22 protein-coding genes, 1 tRNA gene and 2 pseudogenes are annotated in these 26840 nt (G+C 75.2%); 12 read left to right on the top strand and 13 right to left on the bottom strand.

Features of this window, described 5'->3' with window-relative positions:
* The first annotated feature begins 202 nt into the window (after positions 1-202).
* The 4 genes from ACPU2J_RS28700 (at position 203) to ACPU2J_RS28685 (ending at position 4677) form a co-directional block, all read left to right on the top strand.
* A complete protein-coding gene (locus tag ACPU2J_RS28700) occupies positions 203-787 on the top strand; it encodes a hydrolase (protein ID WP_423834309.1) in 585 nt (194 codons plus the stop codon).
* Positions 788-853: 66 nt separating this feature from the next.
* Positions 854-1939, top strand: a complete 1086-nt coding sequence (locus ACPU2J_RS28695) for a saccharopine dehydrogenase (RefSeq protein ID WP_420078979.1) — start codon at positions 854-856, stop codon at positions 1937-1939.
* Positions 1936-2697 (top strand): TetR/AcrR family transcriptional regulator, encoded by a 762-nt coding sequence (locus tag ACPU2J_RS28690; RefSeq protein ID WP_420078980.1) that lies wholly within the window; start codon positions 1936-1938, stop codon positions 2695-2697. The genes ACPU2J_RS28695 and ACPU2J_RS28690 overlap by 4 nt, the downstream gene beginning before the upstream one ends.
* 75 nt (positions 2698-2772) lie before the next feature.
* Positions 2773-4677 carry a CASTOR/POLLUX-related putative ion channel gene (locus ACPU2J_RS28685; RefSeq protein ID WP_423834308.1) on the top strand — a complete coding sequence of 635 codons (1905 nt, stop codon included), beginning with the start codon at positions 2773-2775 and terminating at the stop codon, positions 4675-4677.
* A 21-nt stretch (positions 4678-4698) separates the two neighbouring features.
* Here the strand turns inward: ACPU2J_RS28685 and ACPU2J_RS28680 are convergent, their stop codons facing one another.
* The 4 genes from ACPU2J_RS28680 to ACPU2J_RS28665 form a co-directional block, all read right to left on the bottom strand.
* Positions 4699-5460 (bottom strand): carbonic anhydrase, encoded by a 762-nt coding sequence (locus ACPU2J_RS28680; RefSeq protein WP_399816778.1) that lies wholly within the window; start codon positions 5458-5460, stop codon positions 4699-4701.
* A gap of 153 nt (positions 5461-5613) precedes the next feature.
* The gene (locus ACPU2J_RS28675) at positions 5614-7434 is read right to left on the bottom strand and encodes an ABC transporter ATP-binding protein (RefSeq protein WP_423834307.1); all 1821 of its coding nucleotides are present in this window, start codon (positions 7432-7434) and stop codon (positions 5614-5616) included.
* 145 nt (positions 7435-7579) lie between these two features.
* Positions 7580-8236, bottom strand: coding sequence for a DUF305 domain-containing protein (locus ACPU2J_RS28670; RefSeq protein ID WP_423834306.1), 657 nt, complete (start codon positions 8234-8236; stop codon positions 7580-7582).
* A 105-nt stretch (positions 8237-8341) separates the two neighbouring features.
* Positions 8342-8758, bottom strand: a complete 417-nt coding sequence (locus ACPU2J_RS28665) for a DUF6153 family protein (RefSeq protein ID WP_423834305.1) — start codon at positions 8756-8758, stop codon at positions 8342-8344.
* Between the two features lie 147 nt (positions 8759-8905).
* On the opposite strand from ACPU2J_RS28665, the gene ACPU2J_RS28660 reads away from it, so the two are divergent.
* The 4 genes from ACPU2J_RS28660 (at position 8906) to ACPU2J_RS28645 (ending at position 12551) form a co-directional block, all read left to right on the top strand.
* Positions 8906-9310: a hypothetical protein gene (locus tag ACPU2J_RS28660; protein WP_423834304.1), complete on the top strand. Its 405-nt coding sequence runs from the start codon at positions 8906-8908 to the stop codon at positions 9308-9310.
* A 183-nt stretch (positions 9311-9493) separates the two neighbouring features.
* A complete protein-coding gene (locus ACPU2J_RS28655) occupies positions 9494-9931 on the top strand; it encodes a hypothetical protein (RefSeq protein ID WP_420078986.1) in 438 nt (145 codons plus the stop codon).
* A gap of 125 nt (positions 9932-10056) precedes the next feature.
* On the top strand, positions 10057-11208 hold the full coding sequence (locus ACPU2J_RS28650; RefSeq protein ID WP_423834303.1) for a PLP-dependent cysteine synthase family protein: 1152 nt from the start codon (positions 10057-10059) through the stop codon (positions 11206-11208).
* On the top strand, positions 11205-12551 hold the full coding sequence (locus tag ACPU2J_RS28645; protein ID WP_420078988.1) for an MFS transporter: 1347 nt from the start codon (positions 11205-11207) through the stop codon (positions 12549-12551). Before ACPU2J_RS28650 ends, ACPU2J_RS28645 begins: the two co-directional genes overlap by 4 nt.
* 48 nt (positions 12552-12599) lie before the next feature.
* On the opposite strand, the gene ACPU2J_RS28640 is transcribed toward ACPU2J_RS28645, so the two are convergent.
* The 3 genes from ACPU2J_RS28640 to gdhA form a co-directional block, all read right to left on the bottom strand.
* Positions 12600-14927 (bottom strand): tetratricopeptide repeat protein, encoded by a 2328-nt coding sequence (locus ACPU2J_RS28640; RefSeq protein ID WP_423834302.1) that lies wholly within the window; start codon positions 14925-14927, stop codon positions 12600-12602.
* Positions 14928-15055: 128 nt separating this feature from the next.
* Positions 15056-16396 (bottom strand): phosphatase PAP2 family protein, encoded by a 1341-nt coding sequence (locus ACPU2J_RS28635; protein WP_420078990.1) that lies wholly within the window; start codon positions 16394-16396, stop codon positions 15056-15058.
* 213 nt (positions 16397-16609) lie between these two features.
* Positions 16610-17956 carry an NADP-specific glutamate dehydrogenase gene (gene gdhA, locus ACPU2J_RS28630; protein ID WP_423834301.1) on the bottom strand — a complete coding sequence of 449 codons (1347 nt, stop codon included), beginning with the start codon at positions 17954-17956 and terminating at the stop codon, positions 16610-16612.
* A gap of 286 nt (positions 17957-18242) precedes the next feature.
* Between gdhA and ACPU2J_RS28625 the strand changes: the two genes are divergently transcribed.
* Positions 18243-19931: an immunity 49 family protein gene (locus tag ACPU2J_RS28625; protein ID WP_423834300.1), complete on the top strand. Its 1689-nt coding sequence runs from the start codon at positions 18243-18245 to the stop codon at positions 19929-19931.
* Between the two features lie 73 nt (positions 19932-20004).
* Here the strand turns inward: ACPU2J_RS28625 and ACPU2J_RS28620 are convergent.
* A tRNA-Pro gene (locus ACPU2J_RS28620) sits at positions 20005-20078 on the bottom strand.
* A gap of 108 nt (positions 20079-20186) precedes the next feature.
* Between ACPU2J_RS28620 and ACPU2J_RS28615 the strand changes: the two genes are divergently transcribed.
* Positions 20187-20675, top strand: coding sequence for a DUF309 domain-containing protein (locus ACPU2J_RS28615; protein ID WP_420078993.1), 489 nt, complete (start codon positions 20187-20189; stop codon positions 20673-20675).
* Positions 20676-20681: 6 nt separating this feature from the next.
* Here the strand turns inward: ACPU2J_RS28615 and ACPU2J_RS28610 are convergent.
* The 4 genes and pseudogenes from ACPU2J_RS28610 to ACPU2J_RS28595 all read right to left on the bottom strand — a co-directional run.
* Positions 20682-21053: pseudogene (locus ACPU2J_RS28610) on the bottom strand (VOC family protein); the annotation flags it as partial.
* A 63-nt stretch (positions 21054-21116) separates the two neighbouring features.
* Positions 21117-21767: pseudogene (locus tag ACPU2J_RS28605) on the bottom strand (LutC/YkgG family protein); the annotation flags it as partial.
* A complete protein-coding gene (locus tag ACPU2J_RS28600; RefSeq protein WP_420078994.1) occupies positions 21764-23248 on the bottom strand; it encodes a lactate utilization protein B in 1485 nt (494 codons plus the stop codon). The pseudogene ACPU2J_RS28605 and the gene ACPU2J_RS28600, both read right to left, overlap by 4 nt.
* Positions 23245-24000: a (Fe-S)-binding protein gene (locus tag ACPU2J_RS28595; protein ID WP_420078995.1), complete on the bottom strand. Its 756-nt coding sequence runs from the start codon at positions 23998-24000 to the stop codon at positions 23245-23247. Before ACPU2J_RS28595 ends, ACPU2J_RS28600 begins: the two co-directional genes overlap by 4 nt.
* A gap of 18 nt (positions 24001-24018) precedes the next feature.
* On the opposite strand from ACPU2J_RS28595, the gene cobF reads away from it, so the two are divergent.
* Entirely contained in the window at positions 24019-24771 is a 753-nt protein-coding gene (cobF, locus tag ACPU2J_RS28590; protein WP_365070746.1) for a precorrin-6A synthase (deacetylating), read from the top strand.
* 82 nt (positions 24772-24853) lie between these two features.
* On the opposite strand, the gene ACPU2J_RS28585 is transcribed toward cobF, so the two are convergent.
* Positions 24854-26068 carry an aminotransferase class V-fold PLP-dependent enzyme gene (locus ACPU2J_RS28585; RefSeq protein WP_423834299.1) on the bottom strand — a complete coding sequence of 405 codons (1215 nt, stop codon included), beginning with the start codon at positions 26066-26068 and terminating at the stop codon, positions 24854-24856.
* A 130-nt stretch (positions 26069-26198) separates the two neighbouring features.
* Between ACPU2J_RS28585 and ACPU2J_RS28580 the strand changes: the two genes are divergently transcribed.
* Positions 26199-26825, top strand: coding sequence for a GNAT family N-acetyltransferase (locus tag ACPU2J_RS28580; RefSeq protein WP_423834298.1), 627 nt, complete (start codon positions 26199-26201; stop codon positions 26823-26825).
* Positions 26826-26840 lie beyond the last annotated feature (15 nt).

Below are 26840 nucleotides of genomic sequence, written 5' to 3'. Positions count from 1 at the left end.
GACGGCGGGGGCGGCGCGCGGGCGGGTGCGGCAGGGGCGGGCCACCGCGCCGACCCGGCGTAGTTTTTGACCGTACGGCAGGTTTTGTGACCGTATCCCCGCCGTCACGCGGCCGCCGGACCGCACCACCCGGGCCGGCCCCGCACCACACCGCACCGCGCCGCACCGGCTCGCCCCGCCCCGGCCCCGAAGGAGAACCGCCGTGACCGTCGACCCCCAGGCACCCCTCACCCTCGGCGGCGACACCGCCCTGGTCCTCATCGACCTCCAGACCGGCATCCTGGCGCTCCCCACCACCCGGCCGTCCGCCGAGGTCCTGGAGCGGGGCATCGTGCTCGCCGGGGCGTTCCGCGCGCACCGGCTGCCCGTCGTCCTGGTCAAGGTGGCCTGGTCCCCCGACGGCGGGGACCTGCCCACCGTCAACGTGGACCGCCCCGGCCCCGCCGCCGCTCCGCCCGCCGCGTTCTCCGAGATCCCCGCCGCGCTCGCCGCCCTCGGGGACGTGGTGGTCACCAAGCGGCACTGGGGCGCCTTCACCGGCACCGAACTCGACCTCCAGCTGCGCCGGCGCGGCATCCACCGCATCGTGCTGGCCGGGATCTCCACCAGCGTCGGCGTCGAGTCGACCGCCCGCACGGCCTGGGAGCACAGCTACAACCTGGTCTTCCCGGAGGACGCCTGCGCCGACACCGACGCCGACTCCCACGCGCACACCTTCGGGAAGATCTTCCCCCGCATCGGGAGGGTCACGAGCACCGGCGACGTGGTCGCGGCCCTCGACCGGTGAGGGCCCGGGAGAGCCGGACCGCACCCCCGCTCCCATTTTTAGGTCGGATGACCTAAAGTGCGTCCCATGACCGATGCACTGCAGTACGACCCGTCCGCCCCCGTCCTCGTCACGGGCGGATACGGAACCGTCGGCGCCGAGATCGCCCGGCTGATCACCCCCGCCTCCCCCGTCCTGCTGACGGGCCGTTCGCCCGAACGCGGACGGGCGCTCGCGGAGGAGACCGGGGCCGAGGTCCGCGCCTGGGACCTGGGCTCCCCCCAGCCCTTCCGCGCGGCCGTCCGCGCCGTCGTCAACGCCGTCAACGACCCCGACGACCGGGTGCTGCGGGCCGCCGTCCGCGGCGGGGTGCCCTACGTGGACATCACCCGCTGGACGGCGCGCGTCCAGCGCGCGGTGACGGTCGCGACCCTGCTGCGGCCCACTGCCCCCGTGCTGCTGTCGTCGGCCTGGATGGGCGGGGTGAGCAGCCTCGTCGCAGCCTCGCTGGCCGCGCCGCTGGGGGGCGCCGAGCGGGTGGAGATCGCCGTCCGGTGGGACATGGCCGACCGCTCCGGCGCCGATTCCGTGGAGTTCATGGACCGGCTCGGGGTGGACTTCGAGGTGGTCGACGACGGGCGCAGGCGCCTCGCCGCCCCCCTCACGGACGCCCGTACGGTGCTGATCGGCGGAGCTCCGGTGCGGGTCGCCCGGATCGACACCCCCGAACAGTTCACCCTGCCGCTCACCCTCGGCACCGCCACCGCCGTCACCCGGATCGGGTTCAGCTCGGCCGCCGCCACCCGCACGCTCCTCGCCCTGCGCGGCACCGGCTTCTTCCGCTGGGGCGGCGGCGAACGCTGGGCACCGGCCCGCCGCGCGCTGCTCCACTCCCCCGGCGACGGAGGGACGGCCCGGGTCCGCGTCGACGTCTCCCACGGCGGGCGGACCCGGACCGCGACCGTCACCGACCCGCGCGGGCAGGGCCATCTGACGGCGGTCGGGGCCTTCCTGGGGCTGCGGCGCGTCCTCGGCGACGACGGGCACCCCGCGCCCGACGGGGTGGTCTTCCCCGAACAGCACCCGGATCCGCTCCGGGTGGGCGCGCTGCTGGAGGCCCACGGGGTCCGCGTCGAGGCCGGCTCCGGGGCGTGTGACGGGGCGGCGGCGTGAACGACGCACGCTCCGCGGGAGGCGCGGCGGGTCCCGCGGGATCGGGCGGGTCCGCCGACGCGGCCGGTGCGCCCGCCCCTGACGCCCCGAACTCCCCCACCGCCAAGGGGAAGCAACGGCGCACGGCGCTCCTGGACGCGGCGGAACGGATCCTGGGCACCTCCGGCGGAGCCGAACTGACCATGCGGGCGGTCGCCGACGCGGCCGGGATCCGGCTGGGCCACCTCCAGTACTACTTCCCGGCCCGCTCCGACCTGCTGGCGGCCCTGCTGGACCGGATCCTGGCGGCCTCGCTGGCCCGCGTGGCCGCGCTCACCTCGGCCGACGGCGCCGGGGCGGACGTCGAAGCCGTACTGGACACCGTCCTCGGCGAGCACGAGGACCTGCCCCTGGTGCGGCTGTTCACCGAGGTCTGGTCGATGGCCGCGCACGACGAGGCGGCGGCCGCGGCGGTCCGCTCCTTCTACGCCGCCTACGCCGCCCACGTGGCCGCGTTCGTCCGCAGCGGCTCGCCCCGCGCCGGGGCAGGGGAGGCCGCCGAGGGCCCGGAGGCCACGGACCCCGCCGAGGCCGCCTCGCGTGCCGAGGTCTTCGTGATGCTGATGGAGGGTTCGGCGCTGTTCCGTTCGGGCATCACCGGCCGTCCCGGCGCGCGGACCGACGCCGTGCTCCGCCGTACCCTGCTCGGCCTGCTCACGGGCGGCGACCGCCCCGCGCCCGGTACGGACCGCGGCGCAGGGGCGGGCGCCGGCCCGTGAGAAGCGACCCGTAACCGTGCGGTCCCCCGCGGGTCAGCAGCGCGGGGCGGCCGCACGGAAGACGAGGGAGTCCGCATGGCGGAGCAGCACGACGGTCCTCTGCGCCTGCGCCTGCGCTACCGCTTCGACGGGCTGATCTCCGGAGGGACCACCGCGCTCATCGGCTGGATGGCGCCGGCCTGCCTGACCGTGGTGGTCCCGGCCAGCGCCGTCCTCGTCTGGTCCGACCGGGCCGCTCCGGCCACCCTCGCCGGCCGGCTGACCGCCGTGTGGGTGAGCGTCGGGCAGACCCTCAAGCTGGGCGGCGCGGTCGGCTCGCCCCTGTACGTGCTGGCGTCCGTGGCCCTGGCCCTCGTCGCCCTCCTCTTCGTGTCCAGCCTGGTCGGCCTGATCACCACCGGCATCGACCGCCGCATCATGGAACTGCGGCGGGGGCACTCCACCGTCCAGGAGGCGGGGCACACCGTCGTCCTGGGCTGGTCCGACCAGATCTTCCCGGTGGCGTCGGAACTGGTCGCCGCCCACGCCAACCAGCGCCGCTCGGCCGTCACCGTCCTCGCCCCCAAGGACAAGGTGGAGATGGAGGACGAGATCTCCGCGGGCGTCCCCGCCACGGGCAGGACGAAGATCATCTGCCGCAGCGGTGCGGCCACCGACCCCACCGTGCTGGCCCGGGTCGGTCCGCGGACGGCCAAGTCCGTGCTGGTCCTGCCCCCCGAGGAGGACTCCGGCGACGCGCACGTGGTGAAGACCCTGCTGGCCCTCGACGCCGCACTCCCCCGGCCCGCCGGGGCGGTGATCGTGGCCGCGGTCCGCGAGAGCGCGCACCACCGCACCGCCGTCCTGGCCGCAGGGCCGGGCGGGCACGTCCTGTGCGTCGACGACATCGTGGCGCGCGTCCTCGTCCAGACCGCCCGGCAGCCGGGACTGTCCCTCGTCCACCAGGAGTTGCTCGACTTCGCCGGCGACGAGTTCTACCCGGCCGCGGCCGGGCGGCTGGCCGGACGCCCCTTCGGCGAGGCCCTCCTCGCCTACACCACGTCCTCGGTCGTCGGCCTGCTGCACGCCGGCGGGAGCGTCACGCTCAACCCCGACCCCACCACCCCGATCGTCTCCGGCGACCGGATCCTCCTCGTCAGCGAGGACGACGACACCGCCGTGCAGGAGGGGGCGGGCGCCTGGGTCGACGAGGACGCGATCGTCACCGCCCGCCCCGCGGCCCCCCTCGCCGAACGCCTGCTGTTCCTGGGCTGGAACCGGCGCGCCCCGCTCGTCGTGCGGCAGCTCGACGAGTTCGTGGACGCCGGGACCACCCTGGACGTCGTCGCCCTCGCGGACCCGGCGGCCGACCGGGCGGCCGCCGAGGCCACGTCCGGTCTCACCCGTCTCGAAGTGGCCTTCCACCAGGGGGACATCACCGACCCCGAGGTGCTCGACAAGCTGGACGTGCCCTCGTACGACGCCGTGCTGGTGATCGGCGAGCAGTCGCCCGGGGCGGCCGCGCCCGAGGCGCCCCCGGCCGACGACCGGACCCTGGTCGCCCTGCTGCACCTGCGGGCGATCGGCGAGTCCTGCGGCCGGGCCCTGTCGGTCACGACCGAGATGTCCGACGACGGCAACCGGCTGCTGACCCCCGCACGGGAGGGCGCCGACTTCGTCGTCAGCGCACGGCTGATCAGCCTCCTGATGACGCAGATCTCGGAGAACGCCTGCCGCGCCGCCGTCTTCGCCGAGTTGTTCCGGGCCGAGGGCAGCGAGATCCACCTGCGGCCGGTCACCGACTACGTCCGCACCGACCGGGAGGTGGCGTTCGCGACGCTGGTGGAGTCGGCGCGCCGCCGCCGGGAGTGCGCGATCGGCTACCGGCTGCACGCCGAGACGGGCACGGCAACCGGGTACGGCCTGCGGCTCAACCCCGACAAGCGGCTGCCGGTGCGGTTCGGCGAGCACGACCGGGTGATCGTGCTCGCCGAGGACTGACCGCCCGCCGGAGCCGGACGGTCAGGGGATCAGGCGCACGCGCTGGCTGGTGAGTTCGTACCGCGCGCCCACGACCGCCAGGCTCCCGGCCGCGACCTTGGCGGCGAGCTCAGGCTCGGCGGCCAGCCGCGCCCCCACGAGCCGTACGTTCGCCGTGATGGCCGCGTCGATCCGCGCGGCGCCCCGGAGCGTACGGTCGATCGCGGGCCGGATCTGGTCCACCAGGTACTGCATGTGCCCCGGCAGCAGCGGACCGCCCTCCGCCGCCCGGACCGCCGCGGCCACGGCCCCGCACGACTGGTGCCCGAGGACGACGACCAGCGGGATGCGCAGCTCCAGCACCCCGTACGCGATGCTCCCGAGCACGGCCTCGTCGAGGACCTCCCCCGCGGAGCGGACGGTCAGCAGGTCGCCGAGCCCCTGGTCGAAGACCAGCTCCGGCGGCACCCGGGAGTCGACGCAGCCGAGGACCACGGCGAACGGATGCTGGCCGGCCACCAGGGTCCGGCGCACCGTCCGGGTCTGGTCGGGGTGGCGCTCGTGGTAGGTCCGCCAGCGCGCGTTGCCCTCCACCAGCGCCTCCAGCGCGGAGTCGGGCGTCGTGGGCCGGGAGCCCGCCCCGCCGCCGGCCGGGGCGGAGGACGGCGCCCGGGGGAACCCGGCCACCAGCCCCGCCGCCACGGCCGCCGCGCCCGTCAGCACACCGCGCACCAGCCGCCGTCGCCCCGGCCGCGCCGGGCCCTCGTCATCGACACCCGCATCGCCTCTCACATCACCTCTCACACCGGCACAAGCTACGCATTTCACCCCCGATGCCGGGCTGCGCCGTGCGGGCCCTCCGGGCCTTGGCGAAGTCTTGGCCGAAGCGGCGGGCGGGGCTGCGGGCGGAACTGCGGGGGCCCGTTCCCCCGCGGGGGAACGGGCCGGGCCCGGTCGTCAGCACACGTCGACGCCCGTGGGGGTGTCGTCCAGGAATCCGCCCGACTGGTGCTTCCACAGCTTCGCGTAGGCGCCGTCGGACACCAGGAGTTCCTGGTGCGTGCCCTGCTCCACGATCCGGCCCCGGTCGAGGACGAGGAGCCGGTCCATGGTGGCGACCGTACTGAGCCGGTGTGCCACCACCAGCGCCGTCCGCCCCTCCATCAACCGCCAGAGCGCCTCCTGGACGAGGACCTCGCTCTCGGAGTCCAGGGCGCTGGTCGCCTCGTCGAGCAGGAGGATCGGCGCGTCGCGCAGGATCGCGCGCGCCAGGGCGACCCGCTGGCGCTGGCCGCCGGACAGCTTGACGCCGCGTTCGCCCACCATGGTGTCGAACCCGTCCGGGAGGGCGTCCGCGAACTCGGCGACGTGCGCGGCCTCCGCCGCGCGCCGGACCTCGGCCTCGGTGGCGCCCGGCCGGGCGAAGGCGATGTTCTCCCGCAGCGTGCGGTGGAACATCGCCGGGTCCTGCGGCACGTAGGCGAGCAGCCCCCGCAGGTCCGACTGGCGCATCCGGCTGATGTCCTGACCTCCGATCAGGATGCGGCCGGCGTCGACGTCGGTCATCCTCAGCAGGAGCCGGGTCAGGGTGGTCTTGCCGCCGCCGGACCGGCCGACGAGTCCGATCTTCGACCCGCTCGGCACGTCCAGTTCGAGGCGCTCGAAGAGCGGACCGCCCCCGCCGTGGGAGAAGGTCACCCCCTCGAAGCGCACGTCCGCGGCCCGGGAGCGCAGCGGCTCCGGAGCCACCGGGTCGAGCACCGTCGGCGGCTCCAGCAGCAGTTCGGTGAACTGCGCCGCCTCGGTCATGGAGCTCTCCAGGCGGCGGTAGATCTGGTTGAACTCGAACATGATCCGGGTCGCGTTGGCGTAGTAGGTGAAGGTGACGATGACGGCCTCGACCCCGTGCTCTCCGGCGCCGAGCCCCAGGGCCAGGACGAGGCCCAGCACGTTGGTCAGCACGGAAGCGGGCGCGACCAGGGTGTCGATGCGCAGGTTGCCGTAGTCCCAGGACCGGAGCGTGAGGCGGCGCGACTGCGCCACCCGGGAGCGGTGCTCGGCCGCCTCCCGGTCCTCGGCGGCGAAGGCCCGGACGGTGTCCATGTTCATCAGGCTGTCGGCGACGTGCCCCGACACCCGGGCGATGGCCTCCTCGCGCCGGGCGACGAGCTTCTGGCGGCGCCGGATCAGCGGGGCGACGCCCACTCCCGTGAGCACGATCATCAGGAGCAGGCCGACCACGAGGAGCGGCTCGTACTGCCACAGCACCACGGACGCGAACAGCAGCGGTACGAGGCTGCCCATCACCGAGAAGGTCAGCGTGTCGACGAACTCCTCGAAGCGGGAGGCGAAGCTCAGGACCCGCTTGGTCAGCGAGCCGGCGAAGTTGTCGTGGAAGAACGCGGCGTCCTTGGCGAACAGTTCGTCCATGCCGAGCACGTACAGGTGCTCGATGCCGTGGGCGTCGAGACGGTTCAGGCAGTGCAGTCCGGCGCGCCAGAGCGCCTCGGACAGCAGCAGGACCCCGGCGAAGCCGAGGACGTACGGGAGCATCGGGCCGATGCCGGAGCCGGTGCCGCCGTCCGCGGCGACCCGGCCGGCGAGCTTCGCGACGAGGAGCGGCGCGAGGTAGAAGATGCCGATGTTGCCCAGCGCCGGGAGCAGCATGGCGGGCACGGTCAGCCGGCGCAGGCGCGCCAGCTCCCGTCCGTAGTGGCGGAGTGCGAGGAGGACCGAGCCCCGGCTAGGCGGTCCTTCGCGCGGTGGTGGTGATCCCATCCCAAACCCTGTCTGATCGGACCGGTGGGCAGGGATCGGAGTGTCCCGTACGGGCGCCGGGACGGTCCACGGGTTTTCCGCCGCCGGGCGCCGGGCGGGGTGCGCGTGCACCCTGCCCCGGCGCCCGGCCCCGGGCCCGGGTCGGTCAGCTTCGGCCGAGGAGCTTGTTCATGTGCGCGATCTCGGCGGACTGCGTGGACACGATCGTCTCCGCCATGGTCCGGGCCGCCGGGAAGGAGCCCTGTGCCTGTTCGGTCCTGGCCATCGCGACCGCACCCTCGTGGTGCTTGATCATCAGCTCCATGAAGGCGGTGTCGAAGGCCCCGCCCGAGGCGGCCTTCAGCCCGTCCATCTCCTGGGCGCTCATCATCCCCGCGGCGCCGGCGCCGTGCGTGGAGTGGTCCCCGGAGCCTTCCGCGGGCACCGGCTCACCCCAGGCCGTGAGCCATCCGGACAGCGTCCGGATCTCGGGGTCCTGGGCCTTCCGGATCTCCTCGGCGAGCTTCTTCACCTCGGCCGATCCGGCCCGGGTGGACGCCAGTTCCGCCATCTCCACGGCCTGGCGGTGGTGGGGGATCATCCCCTGGGCGAACGCGGCGTCGGCCGCGTTGTGCTGACCCGGCGTGGCGGGGACGGAGGACGGCTTCGCGTGAGCGCCGTGCCCGCTGCCGGTGCTGTCGGCGCCGCTGCCGCCGCAGGCAACCAGCAGGAGGGACGCGGCTCCCGCCGCGGCGACGGCGGCGCAGTGCCGCAGGACGGAACGGGAACGGGAGGGCGTGCTGGTCATGGTGGTACCGGTCATGGTGGTGCTGCTCCTTGATCCGCAGCCCGGTTGCGGGCATGCGGGAGGTACGGATGTCGAGGTGGCCCGGGGCGCGGCCGACCGGGGTCGGCGGCGCGGGTCGCTCTAGATCCGCAGGAGTTGGAGTTCGGCCAGATCGGGCGGGGCCCGGCCGCGGGCCACCGAGGCCGGAGCGCCGGGGGCCGTCGCGGAGGACGGCGCGAGGCCTGCGAGGGCTTCGGTGAGCGCGGGCGGCGCGTACGCGGCGGCCACACCGGCCGCGGCGCAGGTCGCGTCGGCGTGCGAGAGGTGGCCCGTACCGTCCTCGGAGTGCGAACAGTCGCCCGCCCGCACGGCGGCGGAAGCGCCGGCGGCCGTCCCGTGCGCCCCGGCGGCCGCGTGGTGCCCCTGCCCGGTCGGCGCGACCGCGGGAGCGGGACCCAGCGCGTGCATGCCGAGGATCCCGGCCAGCACCAGCAACACCAGCAGCACGGACCCACGCCCCGAGGGGCTGCAGTACGTCCGGGCGCAGTGGGTGGTCACGGCCCCATCGTACGGTCCGCCCGCCGACACCCGTCCCCCGCCACCCTCCGGCGGGTCCCCCTGCCGCCGGGGCGAGAGCGGCCCGTTTTGCGCCAATCCGGCGGGCGGGGCTGCCGGGGGCCGCGGAGCCGGGTCTAGGATCACGGCATGATCACGGCCCGGTCGTCGTACGGCGCGCCACGGATCCGGCGGCGCCGGATCGTGGCGGCCCTGCTCTGGCCGGTCCTGCTGCTCCTCGGGCTGCTGCCGGTGCACGGCGCCGGCGGCGAGGGCGCCGCGCACCATTCCGCCGCCGCCGTGCGGGCTGCGCTGCAGCCCGCCGTGGCCCACGCCGCCGAGCCGCGGACGTCCGACGCGGACAGCTCGTCACATCCCGCCCCGCACTGCACGCCCGGACGGCCCGACCTCGCCGCCGCGCCCGCGAGCGGCCCGCAGACCGGCATACGCCGGACGGCCCCGGCCCTGCCGACGGCCGTCTCCGCCGCGCCGCGCCCGGGTCCGCCCGCGCCGGGCGCGCCCCCCTGTTCCGCCCCCGGAGTGCTCCGGATCTAGGGTCTGTCCGCCGGCCGCCCGGCGCCGGACCCCCGCACGGCCCATGCCCGTTCACCCGTCCCGGGTGTTCTGCGGGTGTGCGCCCTGGGGAGTCCGCGGCATCGGCGGAACACTCCGTTCGTCCCGCGGCGCCACCCCGCCGCCCCGTCCCCGCGCGATCCGAAGCACCTCCACGGAGGATCCGTGCCGTTCCGCCCGTCCGCCGTCCCCCGCCGGCGCGTGCCCGCACGCGTGCGGCGGTCGCCCGCCCCGCTCGCGCTGCTCGCGCTGCTCGCCTTCACCGCGACGGTGCTCGGCTGCCTCTTCCACGACGCCCGCCCGGCGGCGTCCGCCTCCCCCTCGGCGCTGTCCGCGCACTCCGCGGCCCACCGGCCCCACGACCCCTCCGCGCACGCTCCGTCCGGGGTCCCCCACCCCGAGGACCACTGCCTCCTGCACGCCTTTCCGAGGGCCCTGCAGGAGGCCCCGGCGCAGCGCACCGCCGCCCTCCCCCCGCTGCTCGCGCTCGCGCTGTCCGCCGCGGTCCTCCCGGGCCGGTTCCCGCACCGCCGCACGGCATCGCCGCCGGCGGCCCGGAGCAGTCGCGGCACACGGACCGACCTCTGCTGCTGGCGGATCTAGACGCCCTTCGTGCGGCCCGACCCCCGGGGCCGCCGCCGTACGCCGCCGTACGCGGGAACCCCCGCCCGGCGGCGGCCGGCGAGATGCGCACGGACACAGCCGTCTACGAACGAGAGCCGAGGAACATGTCCTCTCCGTCCACTCAGACCGTCCCGCCCGCCCCCGGCGCCGCCCTGTCGGGGCTCGTCGGCAACACCCCGCTGCTGCGCGTCTCCGCGCCCTTCGCTCCCGAGGGGCGCGGCTTCTGGGCCAAGCTGGAGGGCTTCAACCCCGGGGGCATCAAGGACCGTCCGGGCCTGCACATGGTCGAACGGGCCCGTACCCGCGGCGCGCTGCGGCCCGGCGCGCGGATCATCGAGTCCACCAGCGGCACCCTCGGCCTGGGCCTGGCGCTGGCCGGGATGGTCTACGGGCACCCCGTCACCCTGGTCACCGACCCGGGTCTCGAACCGTCCATGACGCGGCTGCTCACCGCCCACGGCGCGCAGGTCGACGTCGTCTCCGAGCCGCATCCGTCCGGCGGGTGGCAGGAGGCCCGCCGGGAACGCGTACGGCTGCTGACGGACCGCCATCCGGGCTCCTGGTGCCCCGACCAGTACAACAACCCCGACAACACGGCCGCGTACACCCCGCTGGCCCTCGAACTGGCCACCGCGCTGCGCCACATCGACGTCCTGGTGTGCAGCGTCGGCACCGGCGGGCACTCGGCGGGCCTGTCACGGGTCCTGCGGCAGCTCTACCCGGGGCTGGAGCTGGTGGGGGTGGACACCATCGGTTCGACCATCTTCGGCCAGCCCGCCCGGCCCCGGCTGATGCGCGGTCTCGGGTCGAGCATCTACCCCCGCAACGTCGCGTACGGGAGCTTCGGCGAGGTGCACTGGGTGGCTCCGTCCGAGGCGGTGTGGGCCTGCCGCCGACTGGCGGCCTCGCACTACGCCACCGGCGGCTGGAGCGTCGGCGCCGTCGCCCTGGTCGCGGGCTGGCTGGCCCGCACCAGGCCGGCCGACACCCGGATCGCCGCGGTGTTCCCGGACGGCCCGCAGCGGTACCTGGGCACGGTCTACGACGACGACTACTGCGCGGCCCACGGTCTGCTGGACGGCCCGCCGGCGGCCGAACCGGACGTGGTCGGGCGCGTCGACGAGAAGGAGGTCACCCGCTGGACCCGGTGCGGCGCGGTCGTCGACCCGCTGGCCCCGGCCCGGGACACGGCCCGGGATTCGGACTCGGACCCGGACTCGGGCCGGTCCCGCGGGGCGGAGGGGCGCGACCGGTGAAGGGCACCCTCACGGCCTTCCGCTCCCATCCCGCGAGCGTCCGCCTCCTGATGGTGAACCAGTTCACCATCAACCTGGGCTTCTACATGCTCATGCCCTACCTCGCCGCCCACCTGTCCGGGTCGCTGGGGCTGGCCGCCTGGGTGGTCGGCCTCGTCCTGGGCGTGCGCAACTTCAGCCAGCAGGGCATGTTCCTGATCGGCGGCACCCTCGCCGACCGGCTGGGCTACAAGCCGATGATCGTCGCGGGCATGCTGCTGCGCGTCGTCGGCTTCGCCGCGCTCGGGCTGGTCGGCTCGGTGCCCGCGCTGCTGGCGGCGTCGGCCGCCACCGGCCTGGCGGGCGCCCTGTTCAACCCGGCCACCCGTGCCTACCTGGCGGCGGACGCGGGCGAGCGCCGGGTGGAGGCGTTCGCCCTGTTCAACGTCTTCTACCAGGCCGGGATCCTGCTCGGCCCGCTGGTCGGCATGGTCCTCACGGGGGTCGACTTCCGCCTGACCTGCCTCACCGCGGCCGGGGTCTTCGCCGTGCTGAGCCTCGTACAGCTGCGCCTGCTGCCCGCCCGCCGGGCCGCAAGCGGAGAACCGGCGGCCGGCGGGGCGAAGGCCGCGGGTGGCGCGACGGCGTCGGGCCGGGGCAACGGGCACGGGACGGTACGGGCCCAGTGGCGGACGGTCCTCACGAACCGGCCGTTCCTGCTGTTCTCCGCCGCCATGACCGGGTCGTACGTGCTGTCCTTCCAGGTGTACCTGGCTCTGCCGCTGGAGATCCGGCGCCTCGGCGGCGACGGGGACTTCACCGGAGCGGCGACGGCGACGTTGTTCGCGGTGTCGGGGCTGAGCACCGTGTTGTTCCAGACGCGGGTCACCGCCTGGTGCCGGGCGCGGATGTCCCCGGGCACCGCACTGGCCCGGGGGGTGCTGGTCATGGGCGGTGCCTTCGTGCCGCTGGTCCTCGCGACGGCCGTCACCGTGCCGGAGGACGGACCGGGGCGGTGGGCGCTGGCCGCCGGACCGCCGGTGCTGGCCGCGCTGCTGCTGGCGGTCGGCACGATGATCGCCTACCCGTTCGAGATGGACACCGTCGTCCGTCTCTCCGGGGACCGCCTCGTGGCCACCCACTACGGGCTCTACAACACGGTCTGCGGAATCGGGATCACCCTCGGCAACCTGCTGACCGGCGCCGCCCTGGACGCGGCCCGGTCCGCGGGGCTGTCGGCGCTGCCGTGGCTGTCCCTGCTCGCGCTCGGGGTGCTGTGCGGCGCCGCGGTCCTCGCCCTGCACCGCGGCGGCCGCCTCGCACCGCCCGCCGCCGCGGAGCGCACGGAGCCGGCCACGGCCTGAACCCCCGGCCGGGGGCGGGCGCCGTCGTGCGGCCCCGCCCCCGGCCGGTCACCCCGGAGGGAGTTCGGCCAGCAACTCGCGGGCCCGGCGCAGATGCCGGTGGCCAGGCTCCAACAGGGTCCCCGCGTCGCCGAGGGTACGGGTCAGCAGGGCGCACGCCGGGCCGGGACGGCCGGAGCCGGCCAGGGCCCGGGCCCACTCCAGCCGGGCGTGGACCGTGTGCGGGTGGGCGGGGCCCATGACCCGGGCGCGGTCGGCGGTCACCGACTCCCAGGCGGCCGCGGCCTCGTCGGGGCGGCCCGCCCGGGCCGCGAGGGCGGCCCGGCTGCCGCGGACGGCCAGGGTGTGCGGGTCGTCGGGGCCGAGGCAGCGCAGCGTGTCGGCGAGGAGCTCGGCCCACTGCGCTGCGGCGCGGGCCGGGTCGTCGGCGCGGTACCAGAGCAGGCCGCGGCGCGTGGCCAGTACCGGGGGGTCGTCCGGGTGCTGCGCCCGCAGCCGGTCGGTGAGCAGCCGGGCCAGCTGCCGGGCCGCTTCGGCGGGGGCGCCGGCCTCCCCGGTGGAGTGGGCGAGGGCGTGGCGGGCGGCCAGGGTGTCGGGGTGGTCCGGCCCCAGCACGGACGCGGCGTCGACGGCGAGGGCCGCGAAGCGGGCCGCGGCGGCGTGCGGATTGCCGGCCTCTCCGGTGAAGAAGGCCAGCTGGTGCCGGGCGGCCAGGGTGTCGGGGTGGCGGGGGCCGAGCCGGTCCTCGCGCCTCCGGAGGATCCCGGTGAGGTCGGCCGCGGCACGGTACGGGCGCCCCGCGTCGCCGAGCGCGAGGGCGAGCAGGAAGTCGGCTCCGGGCACCCGCCCGAGGGCGGCCCGGGTCAGCGCCTCGGCGGCCCGGCGGGGGTGGCCCTCCTGGTGCGCGAGGAGGCCGAGGTCGTAGGCCTGCTCGGCCGTCACCCGGGTGAGCAGGGTGCGCCACAGGTGGTCCGGGACCGGTTCCGCGCCCGGCGCGGTGAGCAGGTAGCCGAAGGCGGTGTACCCCCGGGCGCGGTCCCCGGCCAGCAGCCCGCCGGGGGACGGAGCCGGTGCGGGGGCCGGGCGGGCCGCGGGGCGACCGGCGGCAGCCGAGTGACCCGTGGCAGCCGGGTGACCGGCGGGGGAAGGCGGGTCGGCGGCGGGTGCCGCGTGGACGGCCCAGTCCAGGGCGTCGGAGAAAGGTTCCGGCAGAGGGTCGGCGCCCTGCCCGGGGAGGTAGGGCCGGTGCAGTGCGCGCAGCAGGTCCTCGCCCACCGGCCCGCGCAGCCCCGCCCGCCGGCAGTCCACGGCGGCGCTGACCACGGCCGCGCCACGCGGGTGGGCGCCGGGGGCCCCGGCCGCCTGCCAGGCGGCGAGCCGTTCCGGTCCGGCGGCGAGGACCTCCGCCACCCCGAATCCCTCTCCGGCGAGCAGCGCCTCCCCGATGCGCGGGTCGTACGGCTGGGCGGCGGCGGCCCGGTGGCGTTCGGCGGCGGACCACTGCAGGGCCAGCCGGACCACCTCGGCACGTTCCAGGACCTCGCGTTGGATGCGCCAGGCGTCCCGGTCGGAGCCGGTGAGCCGGCCCTTCTCGCGGGCGTGGAAACGCCGGAACTCCTGCGTGCGCAGGGTGGCCAGCACGATCCGGCGGCCCGGCGCCGCGGCCACCCCGGCCAGCATGGCGGCGGTCAGACCGCCCGCGCCGAGGAAGTCGTCCAGGTCGTCCAGCCACAGCACGGACCGGCGCCGCCGCGCGGCGGCGCGCAGGGCCGCCGGGAGCGCGGCCCGGGTGAGGGGGCGGACGAAGGCGTGCCGGGGGTAGAGCGAGCGGGCCACCTCGTACGCCAGCCGGGACGTGCCGGCGGTGGACTCCCCGACCAGCAGCACGAATCCGGAGCGCCCGAGGGCCTCGCGCAGCCGGGGTTCGGCGTCGCGGCGTACGTACGCGGGAGCCGGTTCGCCGGACCGGCCCGCGCCGGCGGGGTGGACGCCGGCCTGCTCGGGGCGGTCCACCCGGCGCAGCGGGGGGATGCGGCCTCCGGGGGTGCGCAGCAGCCCGTCCGCGCCGGAGCCGGATCCGGGACCTCGGCCCGCGTCCGAGCGGGAGCCGGGACCTCGGCCGGAGCCGGGTGCGCCGCGGTGCGCGGTGCCCCGCGGCCGCAGCAGCCGGGCGGCGAGGCCGAGAAGCGCGGTGAGAACGGTGGCTCCGCCCGCGATCCCGGCGGCCCGTGCGCCGCCGGAACCCGCTCCGCCGGCCCAGAGGAAGGCCAGGGCCAGGGCCGACGCGAGGACCGCGGCGCCGATGACGGCCGCCGCGGGCCGGCCTCCGGACCGGGCGGCAGCGCCCCGTACAGGATCGTTTCGCCATAACAGCAACGCCGGCATGCCGCCCCCAACACGTCCGTGGCCGGCTCCCATTTTTCCCCCGGCAGCGCCGTCGCGCTACGGGCAGGGGCCCCGCGGATGCGCCCGTCACGCCCGGCCGGGGGCCGGGCGTGACGGGATCAGACCAGTTCGGGCTGCTGTTCCCGGCGGGGTTCCGGCAGGCGCACCGGCGCGGCGCTCCGGTCCCACTGCCTGGTGGTCCGCACGTACGCGTAGACGACCGAGATCATCGACAGCATCACCAGGGGCCCGAAGACCCACGGATTTTCGGACATTTCCACGGACAGGAAGCGGTACGCGAGCAGCAGCGCTGCGAAGACGGCGGCGCCGTAGGCGGTCAGCCGGGCGCCCTGGCGGTCCCAGCCGCGGGCGAGCGAGCGCAGTGCCGTCTCGATCGTGAGCGTGAAGACCACACCGGCGACGATGTCCGCACCGTAGTGGTAGCCGAAGCCCAGGGTGGCCCCGAGGGTCGCGATCAGCCAGAACGTTCCTGCGAGCCGGAGCGCCAGGGGGCCCTTGCGGGAGTGGATGAAGATCGCGGTGGCCCAGGCGGTGTGCAGGCTGGGCATGCAGTTGCGCGGGGTGATCTCGTCGAAGAGGAACGGCTGCGGGTCGGTGATCGTCGGCGCGGTCTGCGGCCACAGATGCGCCAGCGCCCACTGGCCGCCCTCGGCCCCGTAGGCGTAGACGGGCCCGACCACCGGGAACACCATGTAGATCGCCGGCCCCAGCAGGCCGATGACGAGGAAGGTGCGCACGATGTGGTGGGAGGGGAAGCGGCGCTCGGTCACCACGGTGCGCAGCTGGTAGAGCGCGACGGCGACCGCGGCCACGCCGAGCTGTACGTAGACCCAGTCGAGGACGTGGGCGCCGACCGGGCCGGTGGCCCCGACCAGGCGGCCGATCAGCAGCGACGGGCTGCCGAGCGCGTGGTCGGCGGCCGCCACGTACTGGTCGAGCACGAACGGCTGGGTCTTCATGGTGATCAGCAGCCAGATGTCACCGGTCTTGCGGCCCGCCACCAGCAGCAGGCCCAGGCCGACGCCCTTCAGCAGCAGGACCCGTTCCCGGCCGGTGCGGTGGGTGAACGCGATGACGCCGTGCGCGAGGAGCACCCACAGCGCGCCGTTGCCGGCCATCATCGGGGCGTCGGTCAGCCACCGCACGAGCCAGAAGACGAGGTCGATGCCGATCGCGGCCCCGATGGCGACGAACCGCTGCCGCCAGGTGAGCACCACCAGCATCAGCGCCATGCCCGCGTACAGCAGGGGGCCCGACTTGGGGGCGAAGACCACCTCGCGCACCTGGTTGGTCAGCGGTCCCCGCACGCCGTAGTGGCGCGCGGCGATCTCCAGGGCGACGAGGAAGCCGAGGGCCACCGCGCCGACCGCGGCCCAGAGCAGGACGCGTGGCCGGCGCAGGGCGGCGAGGACGTCCCGGCCGCTTGTTCGCGAGTTCATCCGCGATTCGTTGGATATCAATTTTTCAACCGATGTGATGTCGCTTCGAGGCAGTAGCTGCGGATCGAACATCGTATCGGAGCAGAGGCCGGTCGCCGGTTGCGGGTGCTGCGGATCACCCCGCCGACCGGGCCGGGCCGCACGGCGGCCCGGCTCACCCGACGGTGGGGCGCCGCCGCGGCCCGGTGGCGGGGGACGGGAGACGGGGACGGGTCAGATGACGCCCTGCGCCGTCATCGCGCGGGCGACGCGCAGGAAGCCGGCCACGTTGGCGCCGAGCACGTAGTCGTCGGCGTTGCCGCCGTACGTCGCCGCCGTGTCACGGCACTGGGCGTGGACGTCGCGCATGATCGCCGCGAGGCGGGTCTCGGTCTGCTCGAAGGTCCAGCTGTCGCGGGCCGCGTTCTGCTGCATCTCCAGGGCGGAGGTGGCCACGCCTCCGGCGTTCGCGGCCTTGCCGGGGCCGAAGAGCACGCCCGCGTCCCGGAAGATCTGCACCGCCGCCGGGGTGCAGGGCATGTTCGCGCCCTCGGCGACCGCCCGGACCCCGTGCTTGACCAGGGCCACCGCGTCCTCGCGGTCCAGCTCGTTCTGGGTCGCACAGGGCAGGGCGATGTCGCAGGGGACGTTGTAGACGGTGCCGCGCGCGGAGAAGCTCGCGCCGGGCCGTGCCTCGGTGTAGGCGGAGATCCGCTCGCGGCGCACCTCCTTGACCTCCTTCAGCAGCTCCAGGTCGATGCCGTCCTCGTCCACGAGGTAGCCGGAGGAGTCGCTGCACGCCACGACCCGGCCGCCGAGGGCGTGCACCTTCTCGACCGCGTACACGGCCACGTTCCCCGAGCCGGAGACCACGACCCGCCGCCCGTCGAAGCCCTCGCCCCGCGTGGCGAGCATCTCGTGGGCGAAGTACACCGCGCCGTAGCCGGTGGCCTCGGTACGGACGTGCGAGCCACCCCAGCCGACCGGCTTCCCGGTCAGGACGCCGGACTCGTAGCGGTTGGTGATCCGCTTGTACTGGCCGAAGAGGTAGCCGATCTCGCGCCCGCCCACGCCGATGTCGCCGGCCGGCACGTCGGTGTGCTCACCGAGGTAGCGGTGCAGCTCCGTCATGAAGGACTGGCAGAACCGCATGATCTCGCCGTCCGAGCGGCCCTTGGGGTCGAAGTCGGCGCCGCCCTTGCCGCCACCGATCGCCATGCCCGTCAGCGCGTTCTTGAAGATCTGCTCGAACCCGAGGAACTTCACGATGCCGAGGTTGACGCTCGGATGGAAGCGCAGTCCGCCCTTGTACGGGCCGAGCGCGCTGTTGAACTCCACCCGGAAGCCGCGGTTCACCCGCACGGCGCCGCCGTCGTCCACCCACGGGACCCGGAAGATCAGCTGCCGTTCCGGCTCGCACAGCCGCTCCAGGATGCCGGTGTCGGCATACTCGGGGTGGCGTTCGAAGACGGGGCCGAGGGATTCCAGTACCTCGGCGACCGCCTGGTGGAACTCCGGCTCGGCCGGGTTGCGCCGGCGGGTCTCTGCGAAGACGGCCTCGATGTGTGCGCTGGCGTTCATGGGTGTCCCGCTGTCCCTTCGTTCGGAAAGCTCCGTCCTCCGCGTGCGGTCCGGTCCTCACCGGCGGTCCCGCGAAGACCCCCCACTGTCGTCGGCCGACGGGTGACCGGCAAGGCCCGATCTTGTGACTCCACCCCTTCTCCAGCGAGCCGAGAGGCGGCCGGCGCAGCCCACCCTGCCCCGGGCCGTACGTGTACGTCTGCGAACGGGCCGCCCCGGCACCGGCGGCGCGCCACGCGGCCGGGCACGGGCCCCAACACGCCCCGTACGCCGTAGAGTCGAACGAATGAACAGCATGGACTCATTCGACTCCTCCGACCTCCCGATGTTGACGGACCGTCAGGCGACCTACCTGCGCACGCTCTCCGCGCCCTACGCGCAGGACGGCGTCCGATTCTCCCTCCACAACCTCGCGCACACCTGCCGCCAGAGCCCCGAAGCGCAGTGGCCCGAGCTGGTCGCGGCCCATTTCGCGAACCTCCGCGGGGCGAGCCGCGGCGACGAGTCCGCCGCCGCCCTGCTGCACGGAACGCACGCCCGGCTGCTGCCCGTCGGGGCCATCGGCCAGGAGCTCGCGCCCTCGATGACGTACGCGCGCGTGGTGGCCGACGGCCTCGTGTACGCCTTCGCGCTCGACGGCCCCACCAGCGTGCGCATCCTGACCGACCGGGACGTCGAGCTCGCCGGGGTCGAGGAGCTGGGACGGGCCGCACACGCAAATCTGATGCGGATACCCGTCAAGCACGAGGAGGTGTCCCTCGGCGGCCGCGCCCGTCTGCATTCCCTCCACGGCGACTCCCCGTTCATCGCGAGCAAGGCCCTGTTCCTCGCCGAAGTGGCCCTGCAGGTGACCGGAGAGTCACTGCCCGGTGCGGGCGCACTCGTCATCGTCCCCAACCGCCACCTGCTCGCATTCCACCCCATCACGGACGGATCCGTGGTGGACGCCCTCAACGGGCTGGCCGAGTACGCCCTCCGCGCGTACGAGGACGGGCCGGGCGAGCTGTCCCCGCGGGTCTACTGGTGGCACGAGGGCTCGCTGACCTCGCTCACCGTCATCGACGAGGAGACCCGGACCTTCTCCCTGCAGCCCCCGCCGCGGCTGCTCGGCCTGATGAAGGGCCTGGTCCGGCTGGACCGCGCCGGCCGGATCGCCACGGCCGCCGCCTCCGCCACACCGGACTCCGACACCCTCACGGCCGCCACGGCGCAGGCCCTGCGCGGCCTCGCGCAGGAACCCTCGGGCCTGGCCGACGCCTTCGCCTCGGCCGTCGCCCTCGCCCACGTCCGGTGCGCCGACGACACCAAGGCGTCGGGCATCGCCGTCTGGGAGGCCTGGGAGACCGCGCTGCGGGTCGGCAGCACCCTGTTCACCGGGTCGGAGCGGCCGCAGGACTGCTACCTCGGCGAGGACCTGGTGCTGCCGCTGCCGGCCATGGCCGCCGAACCCCCGGCCGACGCCCGGGCCTGGCTCGACGCCCTCTACCTCGCGATCGTCTGCCGCCAGTGGGAGCGGACCGAACGGCTGTGCCGCGTACCGCTGTCGAGGCTCCGCGAGGACGACTCGGCCGACGAGTACGTCCTGCACTGGATCGATACCCTGCAGACCTACTTCTCCCGCGAGCACTCCATCGACGACGTCGTCCCGAAGCTGCTGGCCACCATCAAAACGTCCATGCCCGAGGCGGTGACCCGGGCGCCGTCGGACTACGTGAACCGGATCGACTACCACCCGGTCGCCCTCTTCCACCGCCTGGTCACGGCCGACCACGAGGCCTTCGCCTCCGCCCTGCACGACGCCCTCGCGGACCACGGCGGCTACTGGGGCGAACCGGGCCCGGCCCGCTCCCGCGTGGCCCTCGGCCCGCTCGCGATGGCCTCCCTGGCCCACGGCAACGGCTTCCCGTTCCCCCTGGAACAGCCGCACCTGCCGCTGTACCTCCTCAACGGGGACCGGATCGAACACATCGCCTGACACCCGCCGGGAACGCCCGAGGGGCCGCTCCGGATTGCTCCGGAGCGGCCCCTCGGGTGACGACTCTCACGAGTCGGGACGACAGGATTTGAACCTGCGACCCCTTGACCCCCAGTCAAGTGCGCTACCAAGCTGCGCCACGTCCCGTTGTGCCTGCGACCTGGGGTTTCCCCGCGCTCGGCGGCACATGCAGAACATTACCCCACGCCGAGGGGTGTTCATGCACCGGTAATCGCCGCAGGGCAGGATGGGGGTGTGGACGGACGGGATCGGGACGGCGGAGGGCGGGCGCGCAGTGCCCGGCCGCGGGACGGGCTGGGGCGGCCGCTGGCCTACGGGGCGCCCGGGGTGGAGCGGCAGCCCGAGGGGGTGGTGCGCTCGCCCGCGGAGACCGTGCGGGAGGCGCAGCGGCTGCTGGACGCGGGGATGCCGTTCCACGCGCACGAGGTGTTCGAGGACGCGTGGAAGTCGGGGCCCCGGGCCGCGGCCCCGCTGTGGCGGGGGCTCGCGCAGCTCGCCGTCGGGCTGACCCACGCCGCGCGCGGCAATGCCGTCGGCGGGGCCCGGCTGCTGCGGCGCGGGGCCGCCGGGATCGAGGAGGGCGCCGGGCCGCAGGGCGCGGCGTACGGGATCGACGTGCCGGGCCTGGTGCGGTGGGCCAGGGAGCTGGCGGCCCGGGTGGAGGGCGGCGGCCCGGCCGTCGACGCCGTGCGGGAGGCGCCGCGGCTGGGCGCGGCGGGGTAGGACGGCTCAGGCGCCGGCCGGCTGGAGCAGGTCCCAGCGGTTGCCGTAGAGGTCCTCGAACACGGCGACGGAGCCGTAGGCCTCGTGGCGGGGCTCCTCCATGAAGCGGACGCCCTCGGCGGTCATCCGGGCGTGGTCGCGGGCGAAGTCGTCGGTGTGGAGGAAGAAGCCGACGCGGCCTCCGGTCTGGTCCCCGAACCGGGCGCGCTGGGCGTCGTCCTTGGCGCGGGCCAGCAGCAGCGCGGACTCGGTGGCGCCGGCGGGGCGGACCACCACCCAGCGGGAGCCGTCCGGGCGGGCGGTGTCCTCCACGAGGTCGAAGCCGAGGGCGCGCGTGTAGAAGTCGATGGCCTCGTCGTAGTCGTCGACCAGGAGGGCGGTGAGGGCGATGTGCGATGACATGCCCTCCATTGTGCGGTGGTCCGCGGTCCGCTCCCCGGCGGGGGCCACGAGGACGACGTCGAGCCGGCGGGGTCCGTGGACGCCCTCGACCCGGTCCAGTTCGATGTCGCTGGTCGCCGAGGGGCCCGAGATCCAGGTGAGCGGGCGGGTCGGGTCGAGGAGCCGGAGGGCCTGGGGGACGGAGTCCACGACCTGGTCGGGCACCCGGACGAGGCAGACGTGATGGTCGGGGACGAGGGTGATGCGCCGGCGTCCCTGGCTCGGTCCCCCGTCCAGGACGATGGTGCCGGTCTCGGCGATCGCGAGGGCGCAGCCGGTGATCACGGCGTCGACCCGGTCGAGGTCCCGCGGTGTCCGGGCGGCCTCGTCGGGCACGGTCGTGGTGCCGGGCGGCGCCTGCCAGTCGAAGCCGAGGTCCGGCGGGACCTGGACCGTCCGGGCGTCCGCCAGGAGGCGGGCGAGCAGGTCCCGAAGGCCGTCCGGGTCCGTGCGGTGGACCCGGGCGCGGTACTCGGCCAGGTTCGCGGCGAGCAGGTCGGCGCGTTCGCCGGGGGTGCGCGCCGCGTGGACGTGGAGGTAGTCGCGGGGGATCCCGGCCGCGTCGGCCGCCGGGCCGGGACGCGCGGGGCCAGGCCCGGTCTGCGGCACCGCCCGGCGGATGCGGGCCAGGATGCGGTCCTTGCTGCTCACCGCGGGCCTCCTCGTTCTCGGTTCCACCAGTCGCGGAAGGACTCGGCGGGTACGGCGGGCAGGTCGCGCGCGTCGGTCCAGGCCCGGCCGGGGCCGGGCAGCCGGCGCGGGGCCAGCCGGCGGGCCCGGGCCAGCAGCCGTTCACCGGCGCGCAGCGCCTGCGGGCGGTCCAGGAGCAGCCGTGCGGCGCGCATCGCGGCGCGTTCGGCGGTGTGCCCGTGCGCGGGGCGCAGCCGTACCCGGACGCCGTCGCGGGTGACCGGGCCGCCCTGGGCCACCCGTTCCCGGAGGTGGACGAGGATCTCGGGGATGTCGATGGCGACCGGGCAGACCTCGTAGCAGGCGCCGCACAGGGTGGAGGCGTAGGGCAGGGAGGCGTCGATCTCGCTCTCCGTGCCGCGCAGTTGGGGGCTGAGGACGGCGCCGATGGGGCCGGGGTAGACGGACCCGTAGGCGTGGCCCCCGGCGCGTTCGTAGACGGGGCAGACGTTGAGGCAGGCGGAGCAGCGGATGCAGCGCAGTGCCTGGCGGCCGGTCTCGTCGGCGAGGGTGTCGGTGCGGCCGTTGTCGAGGAGGACGAGGTGGAAGGCGGCGGGTCCGTCGCCGTCGGCCCCGCGTGAAGGGCCCAGCCCGGTCCACATCGTCGTGTACGGGTTCATCCGCTCGGCCGTCGAGGAGCGCGGCAGGGTCTGGAGGAAGATCTCCAGGTCGCGGAAGGTGGGGACGACCTTCTCGATGCCGACGACGGAGATCAGGGTCTCGGGGAGGGTCAGGCACATGCGGCCGTTGCCCTCGGACTCCAGGACGACGAGGGTGCCGGTCTCGGCGACCATGAAGTTGGCGCCGGAGACGGCGACCTTGGCGCGCAGGAACTTCTCGCGCAGGTGCAGGCGGGCCGCCTCGGCCAGTTCCCTCGGGTCGTCGCCGAGGGGGTCGGGCGCCGGACGGCCCCAACGGCCCATCTCGGTGCGGAAGATCTCGCGGATCTCGGCCCGGTTGCGGTGGATGGCGGGTACGAGGATGTGGGAGGGGCGGTCGCGGCCGAGCTGCACGATGAGTTCGGCGAGGTCGGTCTCGTAGGCGGCGATCCCGGCGGCCTCCAGGGCCTCGTTGAGTCCGATCTCCTGGGTGGCCATCGACTTGACCTTGACGACCTCGCGTTCGCCGGTGGCGCGGACGAGGCCGGTGACGATCCGGTTGGCCTCCTCGGCGTCGACGGCCCAGTGGACGGTGCCGCCGGCGGCCGTCACCGCCTCCTCCAGCTGCAGGAGGTAGTGGTCGAGGTGGCGCAGGGTGTGGTCCTTGACGGCCTTTCCGGCGGCGCGCAGCCGGTCCCAGTCCGCCAGTTCGGCGGCGGCCCGGGCCCGCTTGCCGCGGATGGTGTGCGTGGCGTGCCGGAGGTTGGCGCGCAGGGCGCCGTCCCGGACGGCCTCGCGGGCGGCTTCGGGGAAGGCGGGCATGCCGAGGTGGGTGGCGGTCATGGCAGTGGTTCCTCCTCGGTGGCGGCCAGGATCTCGGCGAGGTGGAGGGTGGTCAGCGGGGCGTCCGCGCGGCGCAGGAGGCCGTCGAGGTGGGCGAGGCAGGAGTTGTCCGCGCCGCACAGCACGCCGGCGCCGGTGCCGGCCGCGGCGGCGATCTTGTCGGCGCCCATGGCGGCCGAGACGTCCGGGTTCTTGACGGCGAAGGTGCCGCCGAAGCCGCAGCACTCCTCGGCCCCCGGCAGCTCGACGAGTTCCAGGCCCCTGACCGCGGCGAGCAGGCGCCGGGGCCGGTCCCCCAGTCCGAGGCCGCGCAGGCCGTGGCAGGAGGGGTGGTAGGTGACGGTGTGCGGGAAGTACGCGCCGACGTCGGTCACCCCGAGCACGTCGACCAGGAACTCGGTGAGCTCGTACACGCGCGGCGCGAGGGAGCGCGCCGCGTCCGCCGCCCGGGGGCCGCGCCCCTCCCGCTGCGCCTGCCGGCCCATCCGCGGGTAGTGCTCGCGGATCATGGCGGTGCAGGAGCCGGAGGGGGTGACCACGTAGCGGTGGCCCTCGAAGGCGGCGGCGGTGCGCAGCAGGAGCGGTTCCGCCTCGTGCCGGTAGCCGGTGTTGTACTGCGGCTGGCCGCAGCAGGTCTGGGCCGCCGGGAAGTCCACGTCGACGCCGAGGCGCTCCAGGAGGCGTACGGCGGCGATGCCGGTCCGCGGGTACAACGCGTCGTTGACGCAGGTGACGAACAGGGCGGCACGCATGATGGGCACAATAGCCGGGTGAAGAAGTTCTCAGTGATCGGCATAGGCGCGGGCGACCCGGACCACCTGACCCTCCAGGCGGTCAGGGCGATCGGCGCGGCGGACGCATTCCTCATCCTGGAGAAGGGCGAGGAGAAGGCGGATCTGACCGGGCTGCGGCGGGCGATGCTCGACGCGCACGCCCGGCCCGGACACCGGCTGGTCGAGGGCCGCGACCCGGACCGGGACCGTACGCCGGCCGACTACGCCCCGACGGTGGACGGCTGGCGCAGCGCGCGGGCCGAGATCTTCGAGCGGTTCGTGGCGGAGGACCTGGCGGACGGCGAGACGGGTGCCTTCCTGGTGTGGGGCGATCCCTCGCTCTACGACTCCACGCTGGCGATCCTCGACGAGGTGCTGGAGCGGGGCCGGGTGGCCTTCGAGCACGAGGTGGTGCCTGGCATCAGCAGCATCTCGGCGCTGCTGGCGCGGCACCGGACCAACCTGAACCGGGTCGGGCGGCCCGTCCAGATCACCACCGGTCGCCGGCTGGCCGAGGGCTGGCCGCAGGACGTGGACGACGTGGTGGTGATGCTGGACGCGCGGCACGCCTTCACCGCCCACCTGGACCAGGACCTGTACATCTACTGGGGGGCCTACGTGGGCACCCCGGACGAGATCCTGGTGCAGGGGAAGCTGGCGGAGGTGTCGGAGCGGATCGAGGAGCTGCGGACCGAGGCGCGCGCCCGCAAGGGCTGGATCATGGACACGTACCTGCTGCGGCGCGGCTGAGGCGGCCGCCCGGACCTCTGGACGGCAGGACGCCCGCAGCACCGGACGCCCAAACCTGGGTGCCCGGACCGCCGGGTGCCCGTCAGCCGAGGTGGGCGGGCAGGACGGCGGCGAGGCGGGCGTACTCCTCGGCGCGGTTGTAGATCTGGCCGCACACCCGGATGCCTCCGCCGCCCGGCCAGGGCCAGACCAGCACCCGGATGCGGTGCCGGGCGGCGATCTCCTCGCGCAGCGCGGAGGCCCGTTCGTGGGTCTCGGCGATGCCGGGCGGCAGCCGCAGGGTGCGCATGGCGAGGCCTTCGGTGTGCGGAAGGCGCGTGATCCCGGGGATCCCGGCCAGGAGTGCGGCCCCGTGGGCGGCGAGGGCGCTGTTGTGGGCGCGGACCTTGGCGGCGTCCAGGCGTTCGATGAGGTCCAGGCCCTCGGGCGCGGCGAGCCAGCCGGTGTAGTCGGCGGTGGCCCGGTTCTCCACGGAGCGCGGGAACCCGTGCCCGTCCTCCCAGGAGGGGACGAGGGCGCGTACGCGGTGGCGGTGCTGAGGGGCGACGGCGAGGACGGCCGTGCCGGAGGGCGCGTAGCCCCACTTGTGGAGGTTGCCGAACCAGAAGTCGGCGCCTCCCGCGAGGGGGTCGGCGAGCATGCCGGGGGCGTGGGCGCCGTCGACGACGGTGGTGACGCCGCGCTCGCGGAGGTCGGCGAGCAGCCGGGGCGAGGCGATGACCCGTGCGGTGGGCGAGCTGACGTGGTCGAGGACGGCGACCCGGGTACGGGGGGTCAGCGCGGCCAGGACGGTTTCGCGGACGGCGTCCTCGTCGGGCAGGGCGGGGTCCAGCGCGACGGTGGTCACCGGGGCGCGGCGGGCGGCGGCCGCGACGACGGTGCCGTAGCCGTGGTCGGTGACCAGGATCTCGTCGCCGTCGCCGAGCGGGACGGCGTCGAGGGCGAGGTTGGCCCCCTCGGTGGCGTTGGAGATGAAGGCGATGCCGTCGGGGTCGGCGCGCAGGTGGGCGGCGATCCGGGCGCGGGCCCGGGCGAGGCGTTCCGGGACGGCGATGAAGAAGTCGTCGGGGTCGGCGTGGGCCTCGGCGCGCAGGGCGGCCTGGGCTTCCTGCACGGGCAGGGGGACGGCGCCGAAGGAGCCGTGGTTGAGGTGGGAGACCTCCGGGTCGAGCCGGAAGAGGGCCGGTCCGCCGGGGAAGGCGGACGGCTGCCCGGTGGACGGCTCGGCGGGCGTTTCGGTGGACTGCTCGGCGGACGGCTCGTCGGACGTTCCGGCGGAACGATTCGTCGTGGTCATGGGACCTCCGGGGTGCGGCGCGGCTGTCGACCGGATCATCCCCCGGCCCGCGGCCGGCCGGAAGACCGCCCCGGCGGGACCCCGTCGTACAGTGCGGTGACGACGGACGCGTCCTGGGGGGGGCTGAACGGTGGAGACCGCACGGTCGTGGGTCGAGGGGTGGGCGGTGGCCCGCGAGGCGCCGGAACCGGTGGAGGTGCCCTGGGGTCTGCGGATCGACGTCGGCCACCCCGCCCAGAGGGTCCGTCACGTACTGCTCGGCGCGGACGCGGAGGCCGCGCGGGGGCTGGTCGGCTCGATCGGCGAGCGGACCACCTGCGTCAAGGCCTTCCTCCCCGCGGCCGACACGGATCCCTGGTTCTCGTCCGCGTGGGAGCCGACGGAGGCCTGCTTCCTGATGGCCGTCGACCTGCGTCCGGCGCGGGTGCGACCGCCGGACGGATACGCGGTGACCGTGGAGGAGTCCGGCGGGGTCACCCACGTGCGCGTGCTGGACACCGCCGGGGAGACCGCCGCGTACGGCCGGACGGGGACCGCCGGCGACGCCTGCGTGTTCGACCAGGTGGTCACCGAGCCGACGCACCGCCGCCGAGGCCTCGGGACGGTGGTGATGGGCGCCCTCACCGACGCCGCCCTCGCCCGCGGGGTCTCCACCGGGGCCCTCGGGGCGACGGTCCCGGGCCGGGCGCTCTACGAGGCGCTCGGGTGGAAGGTCCTCTCGCCCCTGACCGGGTACGTGTACCGGCCCGCCCCCTGATCCCGGGGGCGGGCC

This window comes from Streptomyces manipurensis (assembly GCF_049570255.1).
Taxonomy (GTDB): domain Bacteria; phylum Actinomycetota; class Actinomycetes; order Streptomycetales; family Streptomycetaceae; genus Streptomyces; species Streptomyces manipurensis.
The sequence above is the reverse complement of the archived record's forward strand: the minus strand, read 5'-3'. Positions and strand labels throughout refer to the sequence as shown.